This window comes from Halobacillus sp. AWH4_228 (genome assembly GCF_056158365.1).
The window spans coordinates 788778-810239 of record NZ_JBSWTE010000001.1; the positions used below are offsets into that span (position 1 = coordinate 788778).

At 48.9% G+C, this 21462-nt stretch carries 27 protein-coding genes; 19 read left to right on the plus strand and 8 right to left on the minus strand.

Annotated features, from left to right (window positions below; genetic code table 11):
• Positions 1-168: 168 nt before the first annotated feature.
• Entirely contained in the window at positions 169-540 is a 372-nt protein-coding gene (locus ACXADP_RS03930) for a PilZ domain-containing protein (protein ID WP_474970860.1), read from the minus strand.
• 90 nt (positions 541-630) lie between these two features.
• On the minus strand, positions 631-1353 hold the full coding sequence (locus ACXADP_RS03935; protein ID WP_474969734.1) for a CBS domain-containing protein: 723 nt from the start codon (positions 1351-1353) through the stop codon (positions 631-633).
• A gap of 240 nt (positions 1354-1593) precedes the next feature.
• Between ACXADP_RS03935 and ACXADP_RS03940 the strand changes: the two genes are divergently transcribed.
• On the plus strand, positions 1594-1923 hold the full coding sequence (locus ACXADP_RS03940) for a helix-turn-helix domain-containing protein (protein ID WP_474969733.1): 330 nt from the start codon (positions 1594-1596) through the stop codon (positions 1921-1923).
• A gap of 44 nt (positions 1924-1967) precedes the next feature.
• Here ACXADP_RS03940 and ACXADP_RS03945 read toward each other — a convergent pair whose 3' ends face one another.
• Positions 1968-2732: a sugar phosphate isomerase/epimerase family protein gene (locus tag ACXADP_RS03945; RefSeq protein ID WP_474970861.1), complete on the minus strand. Its 765-nt coding sequence runs from the start codon at positions 2730-2732 to the stop codon at positions 1968-1970.
• Between the two features lie 155 nt (positions 2733-2887).
• Positions 2888-3031 carry a hypothetical protein gene (locus ACXADP_RS03950; RefSeq protein ID WP_474969731.1) on the minus strand — a complete coding sequence of 48 codons (144 nt, stop codon included), beginning with the start codon at positions 3029-3031 and terminating at the stop codon, positions 2888-2890.
• 114 nt (positions 3032-3145) lie between these two features.
• Between ACXADP_RS03950 and ACXADP_RS03955 the strand changes: the two genes are divergently transcribed.
• On the plus strand, positions 3146-3391 hold the full coding sequence (locus ACXADP_RS03955; RefSeq protein WP_027954760.1) for a hypothetical protein: 246 nt from the start codon (positions 3146-3148) through the stop codon (positions 3389-3391).
• Between the two features lie 253 nt (positions 3392-3644).
• Here the strand turns inward: ACXADP_RS03955 and ACXADP_RS03960 are convergent, their stop codons facing one another.
• From ACXADP_RS03960 to ACXADP_RS03970, 3 genes are read right to left on the minus strand one after another with little or no spacing between them, the layout of a single operon-like run.
• Complete coding sequence (locus ACXADP_RS03960; RefSeq protein ID WP_474969730.1) at positions 3645-3938, minus strand: hypothetical protein; 294 nt, start codon at positions 3936-3938, stop codon at positions 3645-3647.
• Between the two features lies 1 nt (position 3939).
• A complete protein-coding gene (locus ACXADP_RS03965) occupies positions 3940-4263 on the minus strand; it encodes a hypothetical protein (RefSeq protein WP_474969729.1) in 324 nt (107 codons plus the stop codon).
• Positions 4264-4268: 5 nt separating this feature from the next.
• Positions 4269-4469, minus strand: coding sequence for a hypothetical protein (locus tag ACXADP_RS03970; protein WP_281658960.1), 201 nt, complete (start codon positions 4467-4469; stop codon positions 4269-4271).
• A gap of 43 nt (positions 4470-4512) precedes the next feature.
• Between ACXADP_RS03970 and ACXADP_RS03975 the strand changes: the two genes are divergently transcribed.
• Positions 4513-4953 (plus strand): Hsp20/alpha crystallin family protein, encoded by a 441-nt coding sequence (locus ACXADP_RS03975; RefSeq protein WP_474970862.1) that lies wholly within the window; start codon positions 4513-4515, stop codon positions 4951-4953.
• On the opposite strand, the gene ACXADP_RS03980 is transcribed toward ACXADP_RS03975, so the two are convergent.
• The gene (locus ACXADP_RS03980) at positions 4950-5381 is read right to left on the minus strand and encodes an Hsp20/alpha crystallin family protein (protein ID WP_474970863.1); all 432 of its coding nucleotides are present in this window, start codon (positions 5379-5381) and stop codon (positions 4950-4952) included. The two genes, ACXADP_RS03975 and ACXADP_RS03980, sit on opposite strands and share 4 nt — an antisense overlap.
• Before the next feature lie 357 nt (positions 5382-5738).
• On the opposite strand from ACXADP_RS03980, the gene ACXADP_RS03985 reads away from it, so the two are divergent.
• From ACXADP_RS03985 to hutG, 16 genes are all read left to right on the plus strand, one after another.
• Positions 5739-7052 (plus strand): ABC transporter substrate-binding protein, encoded by a 1314-nt coding sequence (locus tag ACXADP_RS03985; RefSeq protein WP_474970864.1) that lies wholly within the window; start codon positions 5739-5741, stop codon positions 7050-7052.
• 176 nt (positions 7053-7228) lie between these two features.
• Positions 7229-8089: a carbohydrate ABC transporter permease gene (locus ACXADP_RS03990; protein ID WP_474970865.1), complete on the plus strand. Its 861-nt coding sequence runs from the start codon at positions 7229-7231 to the stop codon at positions 8087-8089.
• A complete protein-coding gene (locus tag ACXADP_RS03995; RefSeq protein WP_474969724.1) occupies positions 8089-8913 on the plus strand; it encodes a carbohydrate ABC transporter permease in 825 nt (274 codons plus the stop codon). Before ACXADP_RS03990 ends, ACXADP_RS03995 begins: the two co-directional genes overlap by 1 nt.
• Before the next feature lie 23 nt (positions 8914-8936).
• The gene (locus tag ACXADP_RS04000) at positions 8937-9980 is read left to right on the plus strand and encodes a LacI family DNA-binding transcriptional regulator (RefSeq protein WP_474970442.1); all 1044 of its coding nucleotides are present in this window, start codon (positions 8937-8939) and stop codon (positions 9978-9980) included.
• 46 nt (positions 9981-10026) lie between these two features.
• Positions 10027-10749 (plus strand): ThuA domain-containing protein, encoded by a 723-nt coding sequence (locus ACXADP_RS04005; RefSeq protein ID WP_474969723.1) that lies wholly within the window; start codon positions 10027-10029, stop codon positions 10747-10749.
• Positions 10750-10762: 13 nt separating this feature from the next.
• On the plus strand, positions 10763-11803 hold the full coding sequence (locus tag ACXADP_RS04010) for a Gfo/Idh/MocA family protein (RefSeq protein WP_474969722.1): 1041 nt from the start codon (positions 10763-10765) through the stop codon (positions 11801-11803).
• Entirely contained in the window at positions 11800-12861 is a 1062-nt protein-coding gene (locus ACXADP_RS04015) for a Gfo/Idh/MocA family protein (RefSeq protein ID WP_474970866.1), read from the plus strand. The genes ACXADP_RS04010 and ACXADP_RS04015 overlap by 4 nt, the downstream gene beginning before the upstream one ends.
• Entirely contained in the window at positions 12858-13826 is a 969-nt protein-coding gene (locus ACXADP_RS04020; protein ID WP_474969720.1) for a sugar phosphate isomerase/epimerase family protein, read from the plus strand. Before ACXADP_RS04015 ends, ACXADP_RS04020 begins: the two co-directional genes overlap by 4 nt.
• A gap of 48 nt (positions 13827-13874) precedes the next feature.
• Complete coding sequence (locus tag ACXADP_RS04025) at positions 13875-14561, plus strand: YesL family protein (RefSeq protein ID WP_474969719.1); 687 nt, start codon at positions 13875-13877, stop codon at positions 14559-14561.
• Positions 14562-14659: 98 nt separating this feature from the next.
• The gene (locus ACXADP_RS04030) at positions 14660-15115 is read left to right on the plus strand and encodes an N-acetyltransferase family protein (RefSeq protein ID WP_474969718.1); all 456 of its coding nucleotides are present in this window, start codon (positions 14660-14662) and stop codon (positions 15113-15115) included.
• Positions 15108-15356, plus strand: coding sequence for a hypothetical protein (locus ACXADP_RS04035; protein ID WP_474969716.1), 249 nt, complete (start codon positions 15108-15110; stop codon positions 15354-15356). Before ACXADP_RS04030 ends, ACXADP_RS04035 begins: the two co-directional genes overlap by 8 nt.
• Before the next feature lie 122 nt (positions 15357-15478).
• The gene (gene hutP / locus ACXADP_RS04040) at positions 15479-15916 is read left to right on the plus strand and encodes a hut operon transcriptional regulator HutP (protein ID WP_474969715.1); all 438 of its coding nucleotides are present in this window, start codon (positions 15479-15481) and stop codon (positions 15914-15916) included.
• A 124-nt stretch (positions 15917-16040) separates the two neighbouring features.
• Entirely contained in the window at positions 16041-17582 is a 1542-nt protein-coding gene (gene hutH / locus ACXADP_RS04045; RefSeq protein ID WP_474970867.1) for a histidine ammonia-lyase, read from the plus strand.
• A complete protein-coding gene (gene hutU, locus ACXADP_RS04050) occupies positions 17566-19239 on the plus strand; it encodes a urocanate hydratase (RefSeq protein WP_474970868.1) in 1674 nt (557 codons plus the stop codon). Before hutH ends, hutU begins: the two co-directional genes overlap by 17 nt.
• Positions 19232-20494: an imidazolonepropionase gene (hutI, locus tag ACXADP_RS04055; protein WP_474972290.1), complete on the plus strand. Its 1263-nt coding sequence runs from the start codon at positions 19232-19234 to the stop codon at positions 20492-20494. Before hutU ends, hutI begins: the two co-directional genes overlap by 8 nt.
• Complete coding sequence (hutG, locus tag ACXADP_RS04060) at positions 20475-21413, plus strand: formimidoylglutamase (RefSeq protein ID WP_474970869.1); 939 nt, start codon at positions 20475-20477, stop codon at positions 21411-21413. Before hutI ends, hutG begins: the two co-directional genes overlap by 20 nt.
• Positions 21414-21462: the final 49 nt, after the last annotated feature.

Below are 21462 nucleotides of genomic sequence, written 5' to 3' on the forward strand. Positions count from 1 at the left end.
TCCCGTAGTAGAAGGGACGAAGCGGGAGTCTGAAGGTCCTGACGGTTCCACCAGAGGAAAGCGGGCCGTTTTCCCCCCTCCCTGCTGCCGCGTGTGCGCAGCCCACCGGATCTTTCCTGGATTTTTGAAAGGGGTGATGGAAAAAGGCGCATATAAAAAGCCTCCTTGTTAAGGAGACTTTGATTCTATTTGAGTCTTTTGATGTTCTGCCAGGGAATCTCCAAGCTTTTGAATGTTATTCTTCAAACGGTCCGGGTAATCAAAGACATGTAAACCACACGTTGTTTTCTCTTCATTGGTTTTCAGCCAGATGATCCGGCCTTCAAAGGTGAAGGTTTCCCCGTCCATCATAAACGAAATAATCACTTCATCTCTCATCGACAAATGAGGCTGCGGGGAGGAGGTAAAGCGCATGCCGTTCAGGCTGATGTCATTGACCTCAAGCGGCCCGGACACCTGTGGGCTGAATTTCTTGTTATAAAAACCAGGGAGAGGTGATTGGAATGGATATCTGAAAGGTTCTTGTCTTCTTTCGTGCAACGTCGGCCACCTCTTTCTTATATGGTCAGTTAAGTCCATCATATACTCCTGAATACATGGATTCAATCTTTAATCAGTTAAAATTCCGAATTACGAAATATCCTGTTCCCGCCTATCGACTTTAATCAAATCCCACGTGGTAACGATTCCCATAGGAAGGTCATCCGGTTGTCCTGTTTTCGTAAGAATGACCGCTTTCAGTTTCTTATCTTCATTCAGACTCTTCTCAAACCTTTCCTCTAAGTCGAATACTGAGGCGGTCGTGGAAAGAAATTGAACATTGGCATGTTTCTCATAGCCAAGAACATCGGCGGCCTGTGCGTGAAGGGCGGGAGGGTCTCCATGTTCAGCTGTCTGTGCAAGGAAACGGACAATGCCGTCATTAGTCAGGAGTCCGGCAAAGCGATGGCTGTCATCATAGATGGGGAACTGGGAAATCCCGTGCTTGCTGAATGCCTCCATAATATGAAGCAGATCCGTGCTCATCTTAAAGAACAGGACAGGACGCGTAGCGAAGGTCAGAGCTTCAGGTGGCTGCTCAAGAACCTTTTTAATGCTCTTCAAATGATGGACGACATCTTCATGCGGCGTGGCGATATAATAATCACCGCTGATCCGTTCATGGACAATGGCGTTTCTTAATTTGGCATATTGTTTAAGCTGGTCAAAATGAACACGGACGACACTGTGCTTCAGTTTGGAATGCTGAAGCAGCTCTACGAAATTGTCGTTTTTAGGATATCCGTTCAGTTCCTTCAGGTGCTGGTGGATTTGATTGAAGGTTATTTCAAACTCTTCTACAATATCATGCATGCAAATCACCTTTTTTTTGATTTGTTTATAGTATTTCTGTTTTTGATGATATCAATTCCTGATCTGATGAAGAACAAAAAATTAAAGAATTTTTTGTCGAAGCCGATAATAATAGGTAGAATAAAAAACGGGGGAATGCGGCTTACTACTTTCGACACGTTTCAAAGTAAAAACGTGCTTTAAATAGAACGAAAACCGTAAGTATGCTATACTCGTAGTACATAGAAAGAAGGTGAAAATATGATCGGTGAACGCATACAGAAAATACGTAAAGACCGACATATGTCGCTGTCAGAACTGGCGGATAGAGCAGGGGTCGCAAAGTCTTATTTGAGCTCGATCGAGCGGAACATCCAGACGAATCCATCGATACAATTCCTGACAAAAATTTCTCAGGAACTTGATGTTTCCATTAATTTTCTCCTTCACGGCGAATCAGAGCCGATGGATGAAACACTGGATCAGGACTGGATGACACTTGTCCAGGAAGCCATGAATTCAGGGGTATCCAAAGAGCAGTTCCGTGAATTTTTAGAATTTAACAAATGGAGAATTCATCAGAATAAATAAGAACCTGACTGGATGCGCTCAGTCAGGTTTTTTTCTGGGAACACTCAGTTTGTTAGTAAAGATGGGAATTTATTTTTGACGTAGGACATGCTGATTTCAAGACTTTCCATCGGGGTCCGGCGGCTTTCGTCCTGCTCCACCACCCACCATTTCACACCGTTTTTCTCCCCGAGGGTGAAAATGGTATCCAGATCGACGCCTCCTGTACCCAGTTCCGCAAAAAACTGCTCCTCATCCAGTGTCATATCCTTTAAGTGGATGAGCGGTGTACGCCCCTGGTAACGGTCGATCCAGGCCGCAGGATCCCCACCAGCCTTTTGAATCCAGTAGATATCAAATTCCGCCTGTACGTCCTCTTCACCGGTTTCCTGAAAGATTTTTTCCAAAGGAACGGCTCCATCAGGAAGCGGAGTCAATTCAAAGTCGTGATTATGGTAGCACAATGTCAGGCCGTGGTCACGGCAGATAGCGCCGATGTTTTTCAAATCTTCAATCAGAACCTCGTAATCCCCGGGCTCCCTGTCCTCAATATAAGGACACACGATGTAAGGACTTCCGATGATTTTATGGTTTTCAATCACCTGGGTCAAATTTCCCCTCAGTTCCTCAAGTGGAACGTGACTGGAAGCTGCTTTCAGTCCCAGCTCGTCCAGAAGTGCGCTTACTTTCTCAGGGGAAAGTCCACCGAAACCGGCAAACTCAACGCCTTGGAATCCTAAATCTGCTACTTTCCTTAACGTTCCTTCAAAATCCTTCTCTGTTTCGTTCCTTAATGTATAAAGCTGGACAGCGAATGGTATGGTGGTCATGATTTCATTCCCCTTTCTTTTTATATAGACACTTTTGCGTTTTACACTCCAAAATCCTTCCAAAAATGAAAAAACGATAAGCCAAAGGAAAAAAAGTAAACCGAATCTCCGTTGAATGACGATGAATCGGCGTTCGTCATCGTTGAAAAAATCCCCTATACTACAACCAACAGAAAGGAGTGATCCAGGTGACGACGGTTGAACATACTTTGAAAACCCTGAATGGATTCCGTTCCCTTTGCTGGAGCTGCAAGCAGGAACTGTTGGAAGAGGAAGTGGTCTTCAAGCAGGACGTTCACGTTTCTATACCCTTATGTTTCGATTGTTATAACATGGAGGTCGATGATTTCGGGGAGTGACACATTCCAGTGACGGGGGAATAGGATAGTCTAGAAAAGGTGAGGTGAATAGAAATGCCTGTATCCGTCGTCTTTAATCAGATTGCTGTCAATTCACTAAGCGAGAATGGCCTGATATCCACTGGTCAGAATAATCAGCCGGACTGGTCGTGGCAGGGCAAGAACAATAATGCAGCTGGTATTCCTGTCGGTTTTTTCATTGCCACCAATAATGTGAATACGATTTTTGATAATGACTTCACAGATACTCCGATCAATAACCCTACGGTGAATAACCCTCAACCGAACGTTCAAGTGTAGGAGGGACGCATATCGACATTCGTTTCGATTCTATTTATGTTAATCAGATTGTAGAGAACTCGGGCATCTTCGTCGGACCCAATACCCAGTCAAACTGGAGCAGTCATGAAAAACTAAATGCAGCGCTCGGCAGCGTGATTGGAGACGGCAACATTCTTTCGTGCAACATCAATGTGGTGTATGACAATGATCTGATCGATATGCCTGTCACCAGTTACAGTTCAGAGCATAAGAAAAAAGAGAAGCCCGGGAACTATTCAGCTTCCTGAGCCTCTCTCATTTTTTCTTCCATCATGTTTTGAATCCATTCCGGCAGTTCCGTGTCTTCTTGTTTGGACATGAAATCCAGCAGCGCCGAGTCGCTGAGGATGGATTTTAGTTCTTCCAATGTGTTTCCGTCCCCGTGAATGGTTCCGAACCCTTGGTTGAGTTTCTGATGTCCTTCAAAACCTGTGGGTACGTTATTCCCCATGTTCAGGCAGGAAGCATTTTCGATCGTTCCGATCCGGATACTTCCGATGAAGAAATTCGGTGATAAATAAGCCATCTTACTCCTCCTTGGAAGGGAAGGTGAATTTTAAGCCGTCATTGGTTTGTCTAAGCTTGGGTGCGGGGGAGGCCTTGGGTTTTACATGGACCCCGAAGTTATTCCCCATGTTCAATGCACCGCTCAGTTCCTCAATATCGAGTTGATCAAGCTGGAAGGTCAGCTGTTCCAGAGAAGGTTCCTTGATTGTTACATGGTCGATATGGATGTGGTATTCGATCGGACGTCCCTTGACCTGCTGCAGAGCTGCTTTTAATTCTTCAATCTGTTTTTCCAAGTCATCTGTTTTTTTATTGGAATCCCGCCGCTTTCGTGAAAAAAACATAGCGGTTAATCCCCATCGGCAGAAGGGCGTTTCATTATTAAGTGTTTATTATGGAGGAGGGAGTTGCGATGCCCGACGACTTTTCCATTCCCTTCATACACACGGGCGTGTGCCTTGAAGCCGGACTGGAAATTCGTACCTGAAAACACTCCTGAGGATTTGGAAACCTGGTGGATCGACAGCTGACCAAAATGGATGCGGCTCATGAAATCACCTCCTATGACTAATGTATGAAAGGGAAAGATAAGCATGATGGACTTTATGAAATGGTTCAATCCGGTTGGTGGTGAAGATGGCAGCTGGAACGGTCCCGTTCCCAACTGGATGAATGGCGATAAAATGAATGACTTTCTCCAACAGTCGATGAAGGAAGCTTTGTCTTCTACTCCTTTTCACCATGAATCACACCTGAGGAAAGAACAGGAGCTGGATCAGGTGAAGGTCGTGGAACTGATGAATGAAGTTGTGGTTACAGTATCCCTCAGTCATCCGGTGGATCCGGATATGATCAGACTGAGTGTCGGCAGCGGATATTTGTATGTGGAGGGAGTGGAAGCCGGCCGGATGACCATTAAACTTCCGGCGGCAACCAGCAGAAGAAACGTCTACGCCCAATATCGGGAAGGCCGGATTGAGATACGTCTGCAGAAAAAACAAACCGATGAAAAAGAAATTTTTCTGCATTATTAATCTTCAAAAATGATCTTCATCTCCTGACGATGCGGACGTTTGAAAATAGTAATAATCAACAGGCCCTCTTTATAGGAAGTGACAACATCCTCGAATGCAAAATGGAAAGGGATCGGAATGACTCTTTTGAACTTCCCTTTCATTCGTTCATTGTGATGGAGCTCTTCTACAGGTACTGGATAATGAGGTGTGATTTCGCCTTGAATAATGAGGTGTGTCCCTTGCTGGGAAAGATGGAGTGGATCATTTTTACTGAACCCGGGGAGTTCAACGACAACGACCCCCTGATCCTTTGTTTCGAATAAATCATACGATGGTCCGCGTTTCGGAATGACGTGATGCATATCATTCCAGAAGTCTTCTCCCAGAACTTTTTCAACATTTTCAGAGAAAGCTTCCCAGTTGATGGAATTGTTCTTTTTCTTCATATCGATCACCTCATTTCATTAGTTTATGTTGGGGACGGGCTTCCCATAACCGTGAAGGAAACGGTCTTTTGAAAGCGCTGCCCGTTTCAGGAATTATTTGAAAAATGGTGTTGTGTTTAAGACAGGCACATGTTATGATTTAATCAACTCAAGTGGTCATTGAATTTTATGCAAACGTATTCACATGAATATCAAGCACTCTTCTTTATATTCAATGGACAAGCCGGCGAGCTTTTTTTAATATCATTTGTGCAAACGTATGCACGATTCGTTGCACAACACCGCCGGAATGGTTCTCTTTTTTTCATGTGATATGAAAGCGGATTCAATGATTAATAGAAAATAGGGGTGGATGTAATGAAAAAGAACAAACTTTATTCGGGTTTTGCTACTGCTGTACTCGCTTCAACTGTTGCTCTTGCAGGCTGTTCCTTCGGTTCTGACAGCAGCGGAGATTCAGGCTCCTCTGATAGTGCATCCGGCGATCAGACAACTGTAGATATTTTCCAGTTCAAAGTAGAATTCAAGGATCAATTTGAAGAGCTTGTTTCCATGTATGAAGAAGAAAACCCTGATGTAAATATCAACGTAAAAACAGTGGGTGGAGGAAATGATTACGGAGCTTCCTTGAAAACATCCTTCTCCTCCGGGGAAGAGCCTGACATCTTTAACGTAGGCGGACCAACAGATGTAGATGAATACGAGCAGTACCTTGCTGACTTATCTGATACAGAAGCCGCTGGAGCTGCATTGGAAGGAACCTTGACAGGCGTATCCCGCGATGATCAGGTTCTGGGACTTCCATTCAACCAGGAAGGCTACGGCATGCTTTATAACAAGGAAGTTTTTGAAGAAGCCGGAATCAACGCGGAAGAAATTACAACCTTTGATGCCTTTGAAGAAGCTTTGGAAACCCTTGATTCCAAGAAGGATGAGCTTGGCATCGAAGCACCGATCGCCTTCGCAGCAAAAGAGAAGTGGGTACTTGGGAACCACCTTTCCAACGCATACTTGGCGGATGAGTTCAATCACAGTGTGACGGAAGCCTATGAAGCCGATACAGTCGAATTCCAAATGGGTGATCAGATGAAACGTTTCACCGATCTCCAGAAAGAATATTCCGTCCAACCTGTTTTGAGCCTTGATTATTCCCAGCAGGTGGAAGAAAACTTCTCCCTTGGAAAAGTAGCTATGATCCAGCAGGGGAACTGGGTATACAATACCGTTGAATCCATGGATGAAGAATTCGCTCAAAACAACGTAGGCATCCTGCCTATTCCGGTGGAAGGTTATGAAGGCAGCATTCCTGTCGGTGTACCAAACTACTGGGTTGTGAACAAAGAGTCTGAAGATGAAGTGGTTCAAGCAAGTAAAGACTTCCTTGATTGGATGTACACATCTGAAGAAGGTAAGAAATTCGTAACAGAAGAGTTCAAATTCATTCCAGCTTACGAAGGGTACGAAGATCTTGAGATTGCCGATCCGATTTCCCAGCAGATCTACGAGTACGCAAGTGAAGGCAATACACTTGGATGGGTCTTCCTCGGCGCTCCTACAGGCTGGACAGAAGACGCGATGGGTGTAGCGATGCAGGAATACATTGCCGGCGATATCACTTGGGAAGAAGTGGAGCAGAGAGCAACAGAAGCCTGGGAGAAAGCCCGTAAGTAAATGGATGTTGGTGACCGGCGGCGGCCATGCCGCTGCCGGAACTATAAAACTCTCCTCTATTAGGATATTTGCTGAAGTAAGTATGTTAATAGATGGGATGTTTTGATCCTATTCTTTTATGAAATCGATACCATAACCAGCGGCATCTACCGCATCATGTATTGGAGGAGTTGTACATGCAGAACCGCAGCTTATCATTCTGGCTGTTTTTGACACCGGTTATTCTTGGTTTGGGGATTGTCGTCGTCATCCCATTCTTCTACGGTCTTTTCTATTCATTTACAGACTGGAATGGAATTACGGCTACAGCTTTTATCGGGTTTGAGAACTACATCAACCTGTTTCAGGAAAGTGAATTTGTGGATTCCATATGGTTCACTGTGAAATTTGCCCTCATTACGGTCGTCCTGCTTAATGTGATGGGACTGGGCCTGGCCCTGCTTGTGACACGGAATATTAAATCAAGCAGTCTTCTGCGGACCGTCTTCTTTATGCCGAACTTGATCGGTGGATTGATCCTCGGGTTTATCTGGCAGTTCATTTTCATCAGTGTGTTCGGTGATATTGCCGGAATTACAGGAATCGAAGGTTTTGAAGGCTGGTTGTCCACCACAAATACCGGCTTCTGGGGTCTTGTCATTCTGACAGCGTGGCAGATGGCTGGTTACATCATGATCATCTACATTGCTTACCTTGAAAACATTCCGAAAGAACTGATTGAAGCGGCGAAAATTGATGGAGCAAGCAGTTTCCAACGCTTCAAAAATATTACGTTCCCCCTGGTCGCACCAGCGTTTACGGTTAGTATGTTCCTTACATTGTCCATGGCTTTCAAGATCTACGACCAGAACTTGTCCCTGACCAACGGTGGACCATTCAACTCCACGCAGATGGTAGCGATGGAAATCGTACGTACAGCGTTCTCTGACAACGATATGGCCTATGCCCAGGCAAAAGCGGTTATTTTCTTCCTGATCGTTGCTGTGATTGCATTGACTCAGGTGTATTACAACAAGAAGCGGGAGGTTGAGATGTAATGAAGAAGAACAAAGAGAGAAGAAATTTACTATCGATAGAAATCCTCGGCCTTCTGCTTGGATTGATCTGGATCTCGCCATTTTACCTGATGATTGTCAATGCGTTCAAAACGAAGCGGGACATTTTCAGCGGGGTACTCGGATTTCCGAGTGAACCGGTTTTTGAAAACTTCGTCGAAGCGTTTGTTGATCTTGAATTCCTGAAGTCTCTTTTCAACTCGCTCATGATTACAGGGTTCAGTATTGCGATCATCATCCTGTTTTCATCCATGGCCGGTTATGCGCTGGCGAGAAATAAAAGTAAGCTGAGCAGTGTGATTTTCTTCATCTTTGTGGCCGCGATGCTTATTCCGTTCCAGTCGGTCATGATTCCGCTTGTATCGATCTTTGGACAGGCGGACATGCTGAATGCCGGCGGATTGATTTTCATGTATCTCGGATTCGGCTGCAGTCTTTCCATCTTCCTTTATCACGGAGCGATGACAGGAGTATCGAAATCCCTGGATGAAGCGGCTATCATCGATGGAGCGAACCGCTTCCAGACATTCTGGTACATCATTTTCCCGCTGCTTAAACCGATTTCCGTTACGGTAGCTATATTGAACGTCATCTGGATCTGGAACGACTACCTGCTTCCATCCCTTGTTCTTAACGAATCCAACGCAACCATACCGTTGAAAATGTTCTATTTCTTCGGGCAATATACGAAACAGTGGCACCTGGCGCTGGCTGGACTTACCATTGCCATCCTGCCGGTCATCATCGGATACTTCTTCGCACAGAAGCAGATCATCAATGGTGTATCAGAGGGTGCTGTTAAATAAACGAAGAAGGGAGGTAGATGAACGTGTCCGTAACAATCAAGGATGTGGCCAAAAAGGCCGGCGTCGCGCCATCTACCGTATCCCGTGTCATCTCGGATAGTCCGAGAATCAGTGAAAAAACGAAGCGGAAAGTCCGGAAAGTCATGGATGAGCTTGGCTATCACCTGAACTACAACGGCCGTGTCCTTGTCAGCCAGTCCACGCAGACCATCGGCATCGTAACGAAAGTTTCTTCTGATCACTTTTTCGAAAATCCGTTTTTCTCCGAATTGTTACGGGGAATCAGTGATGCCTGCCATGAACGGGACTACAGCATGTACCTGACAACAGGGAATACAGAGGAAGCGATTTTTCAGGAAGTCGTCAAGATGGTCCAGGGAAAACGTGTGGACGGTGTGCTCGTGCTTTACTCCAGGGAAGACGATCAAGTCGTTCCGTTTTTAAGAGAATCCAGCTTTCCTTTTGTTGTGCTTGGAAAGCCTGTCGATCGACCGGGAGAGACGATGTATGTAGACAACGATAACGTAGAGGCCAGTAAGGAAATGACCCGGTACTTGATTGGACTTGGTCACGAAAGAATCGGATATGTCGGAGGCAACTCCCAATTTGAAGTCGCCCGCGACCGGTTGGAAGGATATCGCGCCGCCATGAAGGATCAGGGGCTGCCGGTTGATGAAAAATGGCTGAAAAATGATCCATCAGACAAACAGGATCCCGATCAGGTTGCTGAACAGCTCCTGGTCCTTGAAAAGATACCGACAGCTTTAATCTTCACTGACGAATACAATGCGCTCACAGTTATGCGGTCCTTGTCCCGCAGAGGAGTGTCTATTCCGGAACAGATGAGTATCGCCGCCTTTAACAATACGGTGGTGTCAAGACTCGCTGATCCCCCGCTGACGACGGTGGATACGCAGGCGATCCAGCTTGGACATGAGTCAGCCTCCAGCTTGATCGACCTGCTCAAACGTCCGGATATGGTCAAGAAAAGCATGATCATCCCTACAAGAATCGTGGAACGGGAGTCGTCCTGCAGGCCGGAGCGTAGCAGACAGAAAAAAGCATGATCCATAGAAAAATCAAACAGAGATAAAGGAAAAGGAGATGGAAAGAATGAATGTACTAGTATGGAACGAATATCGACATGAAAAAGAAAACCAGGTCGTTGCTGATGTTTATCCCGACGGCATTCACGGCGCAATTGCAGAATTTCTGGGCGAAGATCATGCCCAGGTGAAAACAGCCACCCTCGATGAAGAGGAGCATGGATTGACAGATGAAGTCCTTGCCGAAACAGATGTCCTCGTCTGGTGGGGCCATAAAGCCCACGACGAAGTCCAGGATGAGATTGCTGAGAAGGTGAAGCAGCGTGTCCTTGACGGGATGGGACTTGTCGTTCTTCATTCCGGCCATTTTTCCAAACCGTTTAAGAAATTGATGGGGACTTCCTGTGATCTGAAATGGCGGGAAGCCGATGAGAAAGAACGTCTATGGGTCGTCGATCCCACCCACCCGATCGCTGAAGGGATCGGGGAATACATCGAACTGGAAAAAGAAGAGATGTACGGAGAGCATTTTGATATTCCTGCGCCGGATGAGCTTGTCTTCCTCAGCTGGTTTGAAGGCGGCGAAGTGTTCCGCAGTGGTGCCACGTTCAAACGCGGACGCGGAAAGATTTTCTATTTCCGTCCAGGTCATGAAACGTATCCAACCTATTACAACAAAGAAATACAAAAAGTCATCCGCAACGGTGTGAACTACGTCCGTAACGCAGACACGCCGAAGCCGGTTTATGGAAATGCCCAGCCTTTAGAAAACATTACGAGTAAATCATAAAGGAGCTGTAACGATGACAATGCTGAAAGTTGCTGTAATCGGATGCGGAAGCATCGCCCAGAACCGTCACTTGCTGGAATATGAAGCGAATGAACATGTGGAAATCAAGGCGGTTTGTGATATCGCTGAGGAACGGGCCCGGAAAGTAGGGCAGCTGTATGGAGCTACAATCTATACGGATTATGAAGATCTTTTAGAAAAAGAAGATATAGATGCGGTGAGCGTCTGCCTGCCGAACTACCTGCACGCTCCTGTGTCCATCGCCGCTTTGAACAAGGGAGCGCACGTGCTCTGTGAAAAGCCGATGGCTACTTCAAGAGAGGAAGCGGAGGACATGATCGCTGCGGCAGAAAAGAATGGAAAGAAATTGATGATTGCCCACAACCAGCGTTTTGTGCCGTCCCATCAGAAAGCCAGGGAGCTGATTGAGTCCGGCAGCATCGGAAAAGTGTACAGCTTCCGTACGACTTTCGGGCACGGCGGTCCGGAAGGCTGGAGTGCCGAAGGGGAAGACAGCTGGTTCTTTAAGAAAGATCAGGCTTTCATCGGTGCCATGGGGGATTTAGGTGTACATAAAGCCGATCTGCTCCGCTACATCCTCGGACAGGAATTTGTCGAAGCGGCCGGCTTTGTCGAGAACAATGCGAAAAAAGATATCACGGTGGACGATAATGCGGTCTGTATCCTCCGCTCAGAAAACGGCATCGTCGGAACAATGACAGCAAGCTGGGCTTACAATACCCACGAGGATAACAGCACAGTCATATATGGAGAGAAGGGAACGCTGCGTCTGGAGGACGATCCTGTGTACTCCCTGATTGCCCAGTATACGAACGGGGACATCGTGAATTATCAGCTTGGGAAAATCCAGTCGAATGACGAAGGCGGTCAGACGAATACGCAGGTGATTGATCATTTTGTCGACAGCATCCTCAATGACACGGAACCACTCATTACTGGGGAAGAAGGTCTGAAATCACTTGAACTGATCCTTGCTGCGGTCCGTTCAGGGGAAACGAAGGAAATCAGTCGTATCGAGCGTGCTCTTCAATGACTCGGTTGAAAATGGGAATCATTGGAGCGGGGGGAATTGCCCAGGGGAGGCATATTCCCTCTTTCCTTGAATTAAGCGGAAAAGTAGAATTAACCGCCGTTCAGGATGTGAACCGTGACCGGGCGGAAGAGGCAGCGGAGACGTTCGATATCCCCTACGTCTTTTCTTATTATAAAGATATGTTCCAGGAAGTGGATGCTGTAACGATCTGTACGCCGAACAAGTTCCATGCAGAGATTGCGGTTGCAGCTCTGGAAGCCGGGGTCCATGTGCTCTGTGAGAAACCGATGGCCATGACAACGGCAGAGGGAGAGGCGATGATCGAGGCGGCAGAGCGGAATAACTGCATCCTTGACATTGCCTACCACTACCGGTTTACTCCAGAGGCGCAGCTGGCGAAGAAAGTTTTGTTGAACAATGAAATCGGGGAGGCCTTCGTGACGAGAGTCCAGGCTATGCGCCGCCGTAAAGTTCCCGGCTGGGGTGTATTCACAAATAAGGACCTCCAGGGTGGAGGAAGTCTGATCGACTTCGGCTGTCATCTCCTTGATCTTGCTCTCTGGCTTCTGGATGATCCGGAACCGGTTGAAGTGACGGGCCGGACTTATGACCGGCTGAGCAGGACACCGGGACTTGTCAATGACTGGGGCAGCTTTGATCATGAAACCTTTAACGTAGATGATCATGTAACAAGCTATATCACGTTTGAAAATGGCGAGTCGCTCCAGTTTGAGTGTTCATGGGCAGCGAACATTAAGGAAGACCATACAACCTTGACCATTTCAGGCACGGAAGGCGGCTTGAGTGTCTATCCGTTTGAATTATACCAGGCGAAATACGGTGCCTTGTTTGACAGCTCAGCGAAAATCCGTGAAGGAGAGCCGGAAGTCGGGGTTCTTCAAGCGGAGAATTTTATTGATGCGTGTCTCGGCCAGGCAGAGCTTGTCGTAAAACCGGAGCAGGCACTGAAAGTCACCAGGCTGATGGAAGCCATTTATGAAAGCAGTCAAACCGGAACAAGTGTTAAACTAAACCATAGAGCGGAGGATGCTGAATGAAACTAGGGGTATTTACCGTCCTTTTTTCTGATAAATCGTTTGAAGACATGCTCGATCATGCGAAAGAATCCGGCTTGAAGGCCGTTGAAATCGGGACAGGAGGCTATCCAGGCGATGCTCACTGCAACCTGGATGAACTGCTGGAAAGTGAAGACAAGCGTAAAGAATACCTTCAAAAAGTCCATGACAGAGGTTTGACGATCAGTGCCTTCAGCTGTCACGGCAACCCCATTTCTCCTGACAAAGCGTTTGCAGAGGAATGTCATGACACCTTTGTTAAAACCGTCAAACTGGCAGGCCTGATGGACGTACCTGTCGTCAATACGTTTTCCGGAACACCGGGAGGACACGAAAATGACACCGCTCCGAACTGGCCGGTGACTCCGTGGCCGCCGGAATATTCTGATATTCTTGAATGGCAGTGGGAGAAGAAGCTGATTCCATACTGGAAAGAGCAGGCTCGGCTCGCTGAGGAGCATGGCGTGAAAATCGGCCTGGAACTGCATGCCGGTTTTCTCGTCCACACGCCATACACGATGCTGAAGCTCCGCGAAGCTGCAGGAGAAGCCATTGGTGCAAACCTGGATCCGAGTCATTTGTGGTGGCAGGGCATCGACCCGGTCGCAGCGATAAAGATTCTGGGTCGTGAACAGGCGATTCACCACTTCCACGCCAAAGATACGTACATCGATCAGGAAAACGTGAACATGTATGGCCTGACGGATATGCAGAATTACGCAGCCGTGCAAACAAGAGCATGGAGCTTCCGTTCTGTCGGATACGGCCATGGGACGAAAGAATGGTCTGATATCATCAGTGCTCTAAGGACGTTCGGATATGACCATGTGGTGAGTATTGAACACGAAGATCCGATCATGTCCATTCAGGAAGGGTTCCAAGCTGCGGTGAAGAACTTAAAAGATGTGATGATAGAGGAACCGGCAACGGACATGTGGTGGGCCTGAAGGCTGGCTGACATGGACAAATAAAGCCGCTGGAAAGGGGAAAAAACGATGGAACAGACATCAGGAGTAAGAGGAGGACTATATGCCGTAAGTGAATGGATCAGCCGGCTGGCCCTGGCCAATCTGTCCTGGACATTCTTCAACCTTCCCGTTGGACTGCTGCTGCTGAGTTTGCTGTACAGCTCGGGGTTGCAGGATCTATGGTATCTGCTTCCACCACTGGTGATTCTGCTTCCCGTCGTTTTTTTTCCGGCAACGACTGCGTTGTTTGCCCAGGCACGCGAGTGGGTCCGTAAAGATGAAGAGAAAGCATCCCGGCGTTCTTATTGGAGCTATTATAAGGAAAACTATAAAACCAGTGCGGCGGTTGGAACGTTCCTTACGGTTTTATGGGGACTGCTTGTGGCGGATCTGTACTATTTCTCTGCTGTGAACCAGCTTCTGATGAACGTTTTCCTTGTTCTCGGCATTCTCTTATTCGTGTATACCATCAACTGTTTTTCTGTGATGGTTCACTATGATATGAAAGCCCGGCACGTCATGAAGCAGGCGCTGCTGATTACCATTACAAGTCCTGTTCTGTTTGTGGCTGTTGCGGTAAGTGCAGGGTTTATGCTGATGGTCAGCTTGTATATTTTCCCGCTGATCATCCCGATTTTTACAGGTTCCATCATTGCGTTTCTATCATTTTCCGCCTTTTACCGGGTGTACAGGAAACTAAATACAGAGGACTGACCCGGATGACGCCATCCGGGTTTTCTTTTTTTTTCTGTAAGGTAAAATGGAGGAAGTAATACAAGGGTTCATATCAAACCATAAAGCGGAGGGATAGCATGAAGATTAGGAAACTGGAAAGCTCCGAATATGACCGGGTCCTTTCACACACGCACCAAATGATTTATGAAGGGACCATGCGTACGGTCAAGGTGGGGCAGGAGCAGGCGAAAACTTTCGTCCGGCCGGTTCTTGATGAAGGGGGAACGTACATCATCGCAGAGAACGATCAGGGACAGCTGCTTGGCTGGCTGCTGTCGGGAGAGAAAAGCGATACCTTTTCCGGAGAGAAGTTCGGGTTCATCTATGAGTTGTTTGTTCTTCCGGAATTCAGAGGCCGGGATGTCGGCCGGGCTCTTATGGAAGAAGGGATCAGCCGTCTTCAGCAGCAGTACCGGGAAATCCGCTTGAGCGTCTATGCGGGGAATGACGCATCTAAACTTTATGAATCGCTCGGTTTTCAGAAGAAGACCATAACGATGAGTCTTACGAAAGAAGAGAAAGGAAATGGGTAAGCCGATTTTCTTCCGTTCCATGACAGCTCAGGAGAAAAAAGGATGGAACAAAGGCATTTATGTCGGTTTTTATACGTACCTGATTGTTCTGTTCATCAACTTCTCTTACGAAACCTTTGCTTCCGGATCTCTGTTTTCCGCTCAGATATTATTCTGGTCGGGAATCGCCGCCGCTTTCCTAACCGAACTGATCTATGTGTTTGTGCAGAAGCGGAGACACTCACAGGCCGACCATACATAAAAAATGATCCAGGAAATCGAAAGCGACTTCCTGGATTAGGATTGTATCTTTATAAGAAAACGGTTACAATTTATGCAGTGACTAGTGAATAGACGGAGATTGAAGAAAGGCGGTGATTTAGTGTGCCGCAACAGATTAAGATTGGTAAACTGGCTGTCCTGGCCGCCTCTTTGACAGAAGAAGAACGGTCTGTGTTTGCCGACAGTTTCAATCATGTCCGTTACTGTCAGGGAAAAGCAGGTTCCATGGATGTTCAGAAAATCATCGCTGCTGTAGAAACGGCGGCGAAGCGCAACGGCATCATCAAGGAACATGTCTACAGGGAAACCCATGCGTTGTATCATGCGATTCTCGAAGCGCTGCACGGTGTCACCCGGGGGCAGATCGGCGTAGGCACGATGATGCGCACAGTAGGGCTCCGCTTTTCAGTCGTCCGCGGCCGCCCTTATGACCATCCTGGAGAAGGGGAATGGCTGGCCGTTGCGTTTTACGGGACGATCGGCGCTCCTGTAAAAGGTTTGGAGCATGAGACATGTGGACTTGGAATCAATCATATATAAAAGAATAGGTGGCCTGTAGTCATTAGATATGAGAAGGCGGCAATGGTAGGGATTTCGTGCCATTGCCGCCTTTTTTTAAGCCGATCCACCTGAACGATGGGAGAAGTCTGAAAGGGGGATGGCCATGGTCGAATTGGACGGAGATCATTTGACGCTGGAGGAAATGGAGAGGATCTGTGTACACAACGAGCAGGTTCGTGTGGCCCAGGGCAGTCTGATCCGTGTACGTGTGGGAAGAGAGACGGTTGAGAAGATTGTAGCGGACGGACATACGGTTTACGGAATCAATACTGGATTTGGCAAGCTGAGTGACGTCAGGATTGCCGCTGAAGACGTCGATACTTTGCAGCGACATTTAATCCGGTCGCATGCCTGCGGGGTGGGTGAGCCCTTTCCTGAAGTGATCAGCCGGGCAATGCTTGTACTCAGGCTGAATACGCTTTTGAAAGGGTTCTCAGGTGTCCGGGAGGTCGTAGTTCAACGGCTGCAGTTGTTGATTAATGAGGGGATTCATCCCGTTATTCCTTCGCAGGGATCTCTTGGCGCGTCGGGGGATCTCGCCCCTCTCGCCCATTTAGCGCTGGTGATCATGGGTGAAGGTGAAGTGTTTATTCGCGGCAAACCACGTGCGGCGGCGGTTGTTTATACCGAGTTATCGATTCCACCGCTGTCATTAAAAGCGAAGGAAGGGCTGGCGTTGATCAACGGGACCCAGGCCATGACGGCTGTCGGCGTCACAGCCTGGCTTCGGGCGAGAAAATTAGCCGTACAGTGTGACTGGACTGCGGCCGTAACGCTGCAGGCGCTGGAAGGGGTCCGTGATGCCTTTCATCCGAGTATTCATGCTGCACGGGGCTATCCGGAGCAGGAGGCTGTCGCCGAGCGTATCCGGCACCTGACAGATGGAAGTCAGCTGATGACCTACCAAGGCGAAAAGCGGGTACAGGACGCTTATTCGTTACGGTGTATCCCACAGGTTCATGGAGCGACCTGGCAGGCGCTTCACTACGTGAAAGAAAAGCTGACCATCGAAATGAACGCAGCTACAGATAATCCGCTCCTTCTTGAAGGCGGGAGCGTCGTAGTATCCGGAGGGAATTTTCATGGACAGCCGATTGCCCTGGCGATGGATTTTTTGAAAATTGCGCTCAGTGAACTGGCTTCGATTTCCGAGCGGAGAATTGAAAGGCTCGTCAACCCGCAGTTGAATGATCTTCCCGCCTTTTTAAGTCCAGATCCAGGACTGCAGTCGGGGTTCATGATTGTTCAGTATGCGGCAGCCTCTCTTGTCTCAGAAAATAAAACGCTCGCTCATCCAGCCAGTGTGGATTCCATCCCCTCCTCGGCCAACCAGGAAGATCACGTCAGCATGGGAACGACAGCGGCCCGCCATGCCGCTCTTATTCTTGAGAATGTGGAGAAAGTCGCCGCCATCGAACTGATCTGCGGTCTGCAGGCACTCGAATGGCGCGGCATTGACCGGGCATCTCCACGGATCCGGAAGCTGTGGGAGAAAGCCCGGACCGTGGTTGCACCGCTGACGGAGGACAGAATTCTTTCTACAGATATTGAAAAAATGACGGCATGGATGAAAAGTGATTCGTTTGACTGGGAAGAGTGGCGGTCGATTCACGAAGGAGGAGATGCTTATGTCGACAAGCCGTAACATAAAAGCTGCAACTGGACAGATGCTTGAATGTAAGGGGTGGGAGCAGGAAGCTGTCCTGCGTATGCTCTCCAACAATCTTGATCCGGCGGTGGCCGAAAAGCCGGAGGAATTGGTCGTTTACGGTGGAATTGGGAAGGCAGCGAGGAACTGGGAGGCGTTTGATGCCATCGTCCGTGTGTTGAAACGGTTGGAAAATGACGAGACGCTCCTTATCCAATCCGGCAAACCGGTCGGTGTTTTCCGTACCCACCCGGCTGCCCCGCGTGTGCTGCTTTCTAATTCTGTTCTCGTTCCGAAGTGGGCGGACTGGCCCCATTTTCACGACTTGGACAAAAAAGGATTGATGATGTACGGGCAGATGACGGCTGGGAGCTGGATCTATATCGGCTCACAGGGAATTCTACAGGGCACTTACGAAACGTTCGCTTCCTTGGCAGAGAAGCATTTTGATGGCTCCTTAAAGGGAACCATCACCTTGACCGCAGGACTTGGCGGAATGGGAGGCGCGCAGCCGCTGGCCGTGACGATGAACGGCGGCGTCGTCATTGCTGTTGAAGTCGATCAGGACCGCATAGCGAAAAGGCTCTCATCCGGTTACTGTGACAGACGGGCATCAAGCCTCGAAGAAGCCCTTCATTGGGCAGAGGAGGCAAAGCATCAGGGGGAAGCGTTGTCCATCGCCTGCCTCGGCCATGCGGAAGACATTCATAAACAGATCATGGATCAAGGATTTCCGATTGATATTGTGACCGACCAAACATCCGCCCATGATCCGCTGAATGGGTACGTGCCAACAGATCTCTCCATGGACGAAGCGGATAAACTGAGAAAGCAGAACCCGGAATTATATGTGGAAAAGGCTTCCCATTCCATGGCGGAGCACGTCCGAATCTTGCTGGAGTTTCAGAAGCATGGAAGCATTGTTTTTGATTATGGCAACAACCTGCGCCAGGTGGCTTATGATGCCGGCGTCACCGAAGCCTTTGACTACCCGGGCTTTGTCCCCGCGTATATCCGGCCGTTATTCTGCGAAGGAAAAGGACCGTTCCGCTGGGCTGCCTTATCGGGGGATCCGGAAGATATTTACCGCACCGATCAGCTCGTACGCGACCTATTCCCGGATCAGGCCCCGCTCCTCCGCTGGATTGACAAGGCTCAGAAAAGAATCAAATTTCAGGGGCTTCCTTCAAGAATCTGCTGGCTCGGTTACGGGGACCGGTTGAAAATGGGGCTTGGCATCAATGAACTGGTACGGAAGGGAGAATTAAAAGCACCGGTCGTCATCGGCCGGGATCATCTGGACTGTGGTTCGGTAGCCTCTCCCAACCGTGAGACAGAAGCGATGAAGGACGGCAGTGATGCTGTCGGAGACTGGGCGGTATTGAACGCGCTGATCAACACGGCCGCCGGTGGTTCGTGGGTTTCCTTCCATCACGGCGGCGGGGTCGGCATGGGCTATTCGCTTCACGCTGGGATGGTTGCTGTGGCCGATGGGACGGATCTCGCAGAGGAACGTCTGAAACGGGTATTGACGACGGACCCCGGCATGGGCATCTTGCGCCATGCAGACGCCGGCTATGAAAAGGCCGAGCAGGAAGCACGAAGACACAATCTGGATATTCCGATGCTGGGGAGGGATAAGCATGATGGATGATCAAATCATTGAAAACATTGGTACCCTCCTCCTTCCAAGCGCAGGACCCTTGAAGGGGAAGGCGATGAAGGAGCTGCCTGTCCGTCATCAGGCCGCTATCGCCATAAAGGGAGAGAAAGTCGTCTGGATCGGTTCTTCGGAAGAGGCCCGTGCACGGCAGGCCCGTCAGCGTTTCAATGCTGAAGGCAGAGTCGTATCACCGGGGTTGGTGGACCCACACACCCATCTCGTTTTTGGAGGATCAAGAGAAGAAGAACTGGCGCTTAAACAAGCAGGTGCAACGTATCTGGATATTTTGAAAAGTGGTGGAGGCATCCTTTCGACGGTACGTGCAACGCGGCAGGCGGATGAAAGTTCCTTGTATAGAAAAGCTCGTAGGTTTGCCAGCGGTATGGCGGCTTATGGAGTGACTTCGCTGGAAGCGAAAAGCGGCTACGGATTGGATGAGGAAACAGAGTTGAAGCAGCTGGCTGTCATTGACCGGCTGAACGACGAGGGGCTGCTTGATATCGCAGCCACCTTTCTCGGCCCTCATGCCATACCTCCTGAGTATAAAGGGCGGGAAGACGCTTTTCTTGACCAGATGATGGACCTGCTTCCGGTCATTAAACAAAAAACATCGGCGGTTTTTACGGATATATTCTGTGAGACGGGGGTGTTTACGACCGAACAGGGAGCCCGGTTCATGGAGGCTTCGCTGAGCCACGGGTTCCAGGTGAAAATCCATGCGGATGAAATCGACCCGCTGGGCGGCACAGAGCTGGCTGTTCAATACGGTGCGGTATCGGCCGACCACCTGGTGGCGGCATCATCCGAAGGCATCAAACGACTGGCAGCCTCTGACACGATTGCGGTCCTTCTTCCGGGTACAACCTTTTATTTAGGCAAAGACACCTATGCGGATGCAGGAAGGATGATACAGGAAGGGGCGGCCGTAGCCCTGGCGACGGATTTCAACCCGGGCAGCTGTGTTACCCATAATCTGCAGATGATCATGGCGCTGGCCGCTTTGAAAATGAAAATGACGCCGGAAGAAATCTGGAACGCTGTGACGGTCAATGCGGCCCATGCGATCGGCATGGAGAAAGTGGCTGGAAGAATTACGGTGGGCGGGCAGGCCGACCTTGTCTTCTGGGACATTCCGAATTACAAGTACCTTCCTTATCATTACGGTGTGAATCATGCCCGTTCGGTATGGAAGCGGGGGCGGTTAATCTGGGAAAGGAGGGAGGCGGATGTCTTTCCAACACCTTAATCCCGGTCCGGTACGGGGGTTCAAAGACAGGTTCACGACGAAAGTGGAGGAAACGAAGCAGTGGTATGAAAAAGGAAAATCCGGAGATATCGGCCTGCTCGGTCTGCCTTACTCGAAATCATCCATCTCTGCCTCCCAGGCATCGGAAGCCCCGCAGAGCATCCGCCGGGCTCTGGGATTTTATACGACGTATTCCCATGAAAAAGAACAGGACTATACGGATGTGACGATGCTCGACTTCGGAGACGCTCCCGTCCATCCGACAGATACGGAAAAAACGAACGATTTATTGAAGAAGAGTGTGAAGGAAATGCTTGAGGAAGAAGCCTGTACCCGTTACATCCTCCTCGGAGGAGATCACGGGGTCAGTTTTCCTTCTATCACTGCTTTTCATGAGCGGTGGGGCCGTGTCGGTGTGCTTCAATGGGACGCCCATCATGACGTAAGGAACACAGAGGACGGCGGACGGACGAACGGCACCCCCTTTCGCAGCCTGCTCGAATCCAGCATTGTAAGGGGAGAGGATTTGGTCCAGATCGGCATCCGGGACTATTCCAATGCTGAAGCCTATGCGGACTATTGTGCACGCCATGGGGTGGCTGTCTACACGATGGCAGATGTAGTGACGGAGGGCATTGTATCGATCGTGAAAAAAGAGATTCAGCGATTGAAGCAGCAGGTGGATATGATCTATTTATCTGTCGATATGGATGCCGTGGATCAGGCCGATGCTCCCGGATGTCCTGCCATCGGCCCTGGTGGATTGACGTCACGGGAACTGCTGATGAGTGTACAGGCGGCTTCCAAGGATCCTATCGTTAACGCCATGGATATTGTCGAGGTCGATCCATCCAAGGATTTCCGGGATATGACAAGCCGCCTCGCCGCGCACGTCATGATGCGGTACATGTATCAATAAAAGAGGATCATGAATAAGCAGGACCTGCCCCGGTCCTGTTTTTGATCTG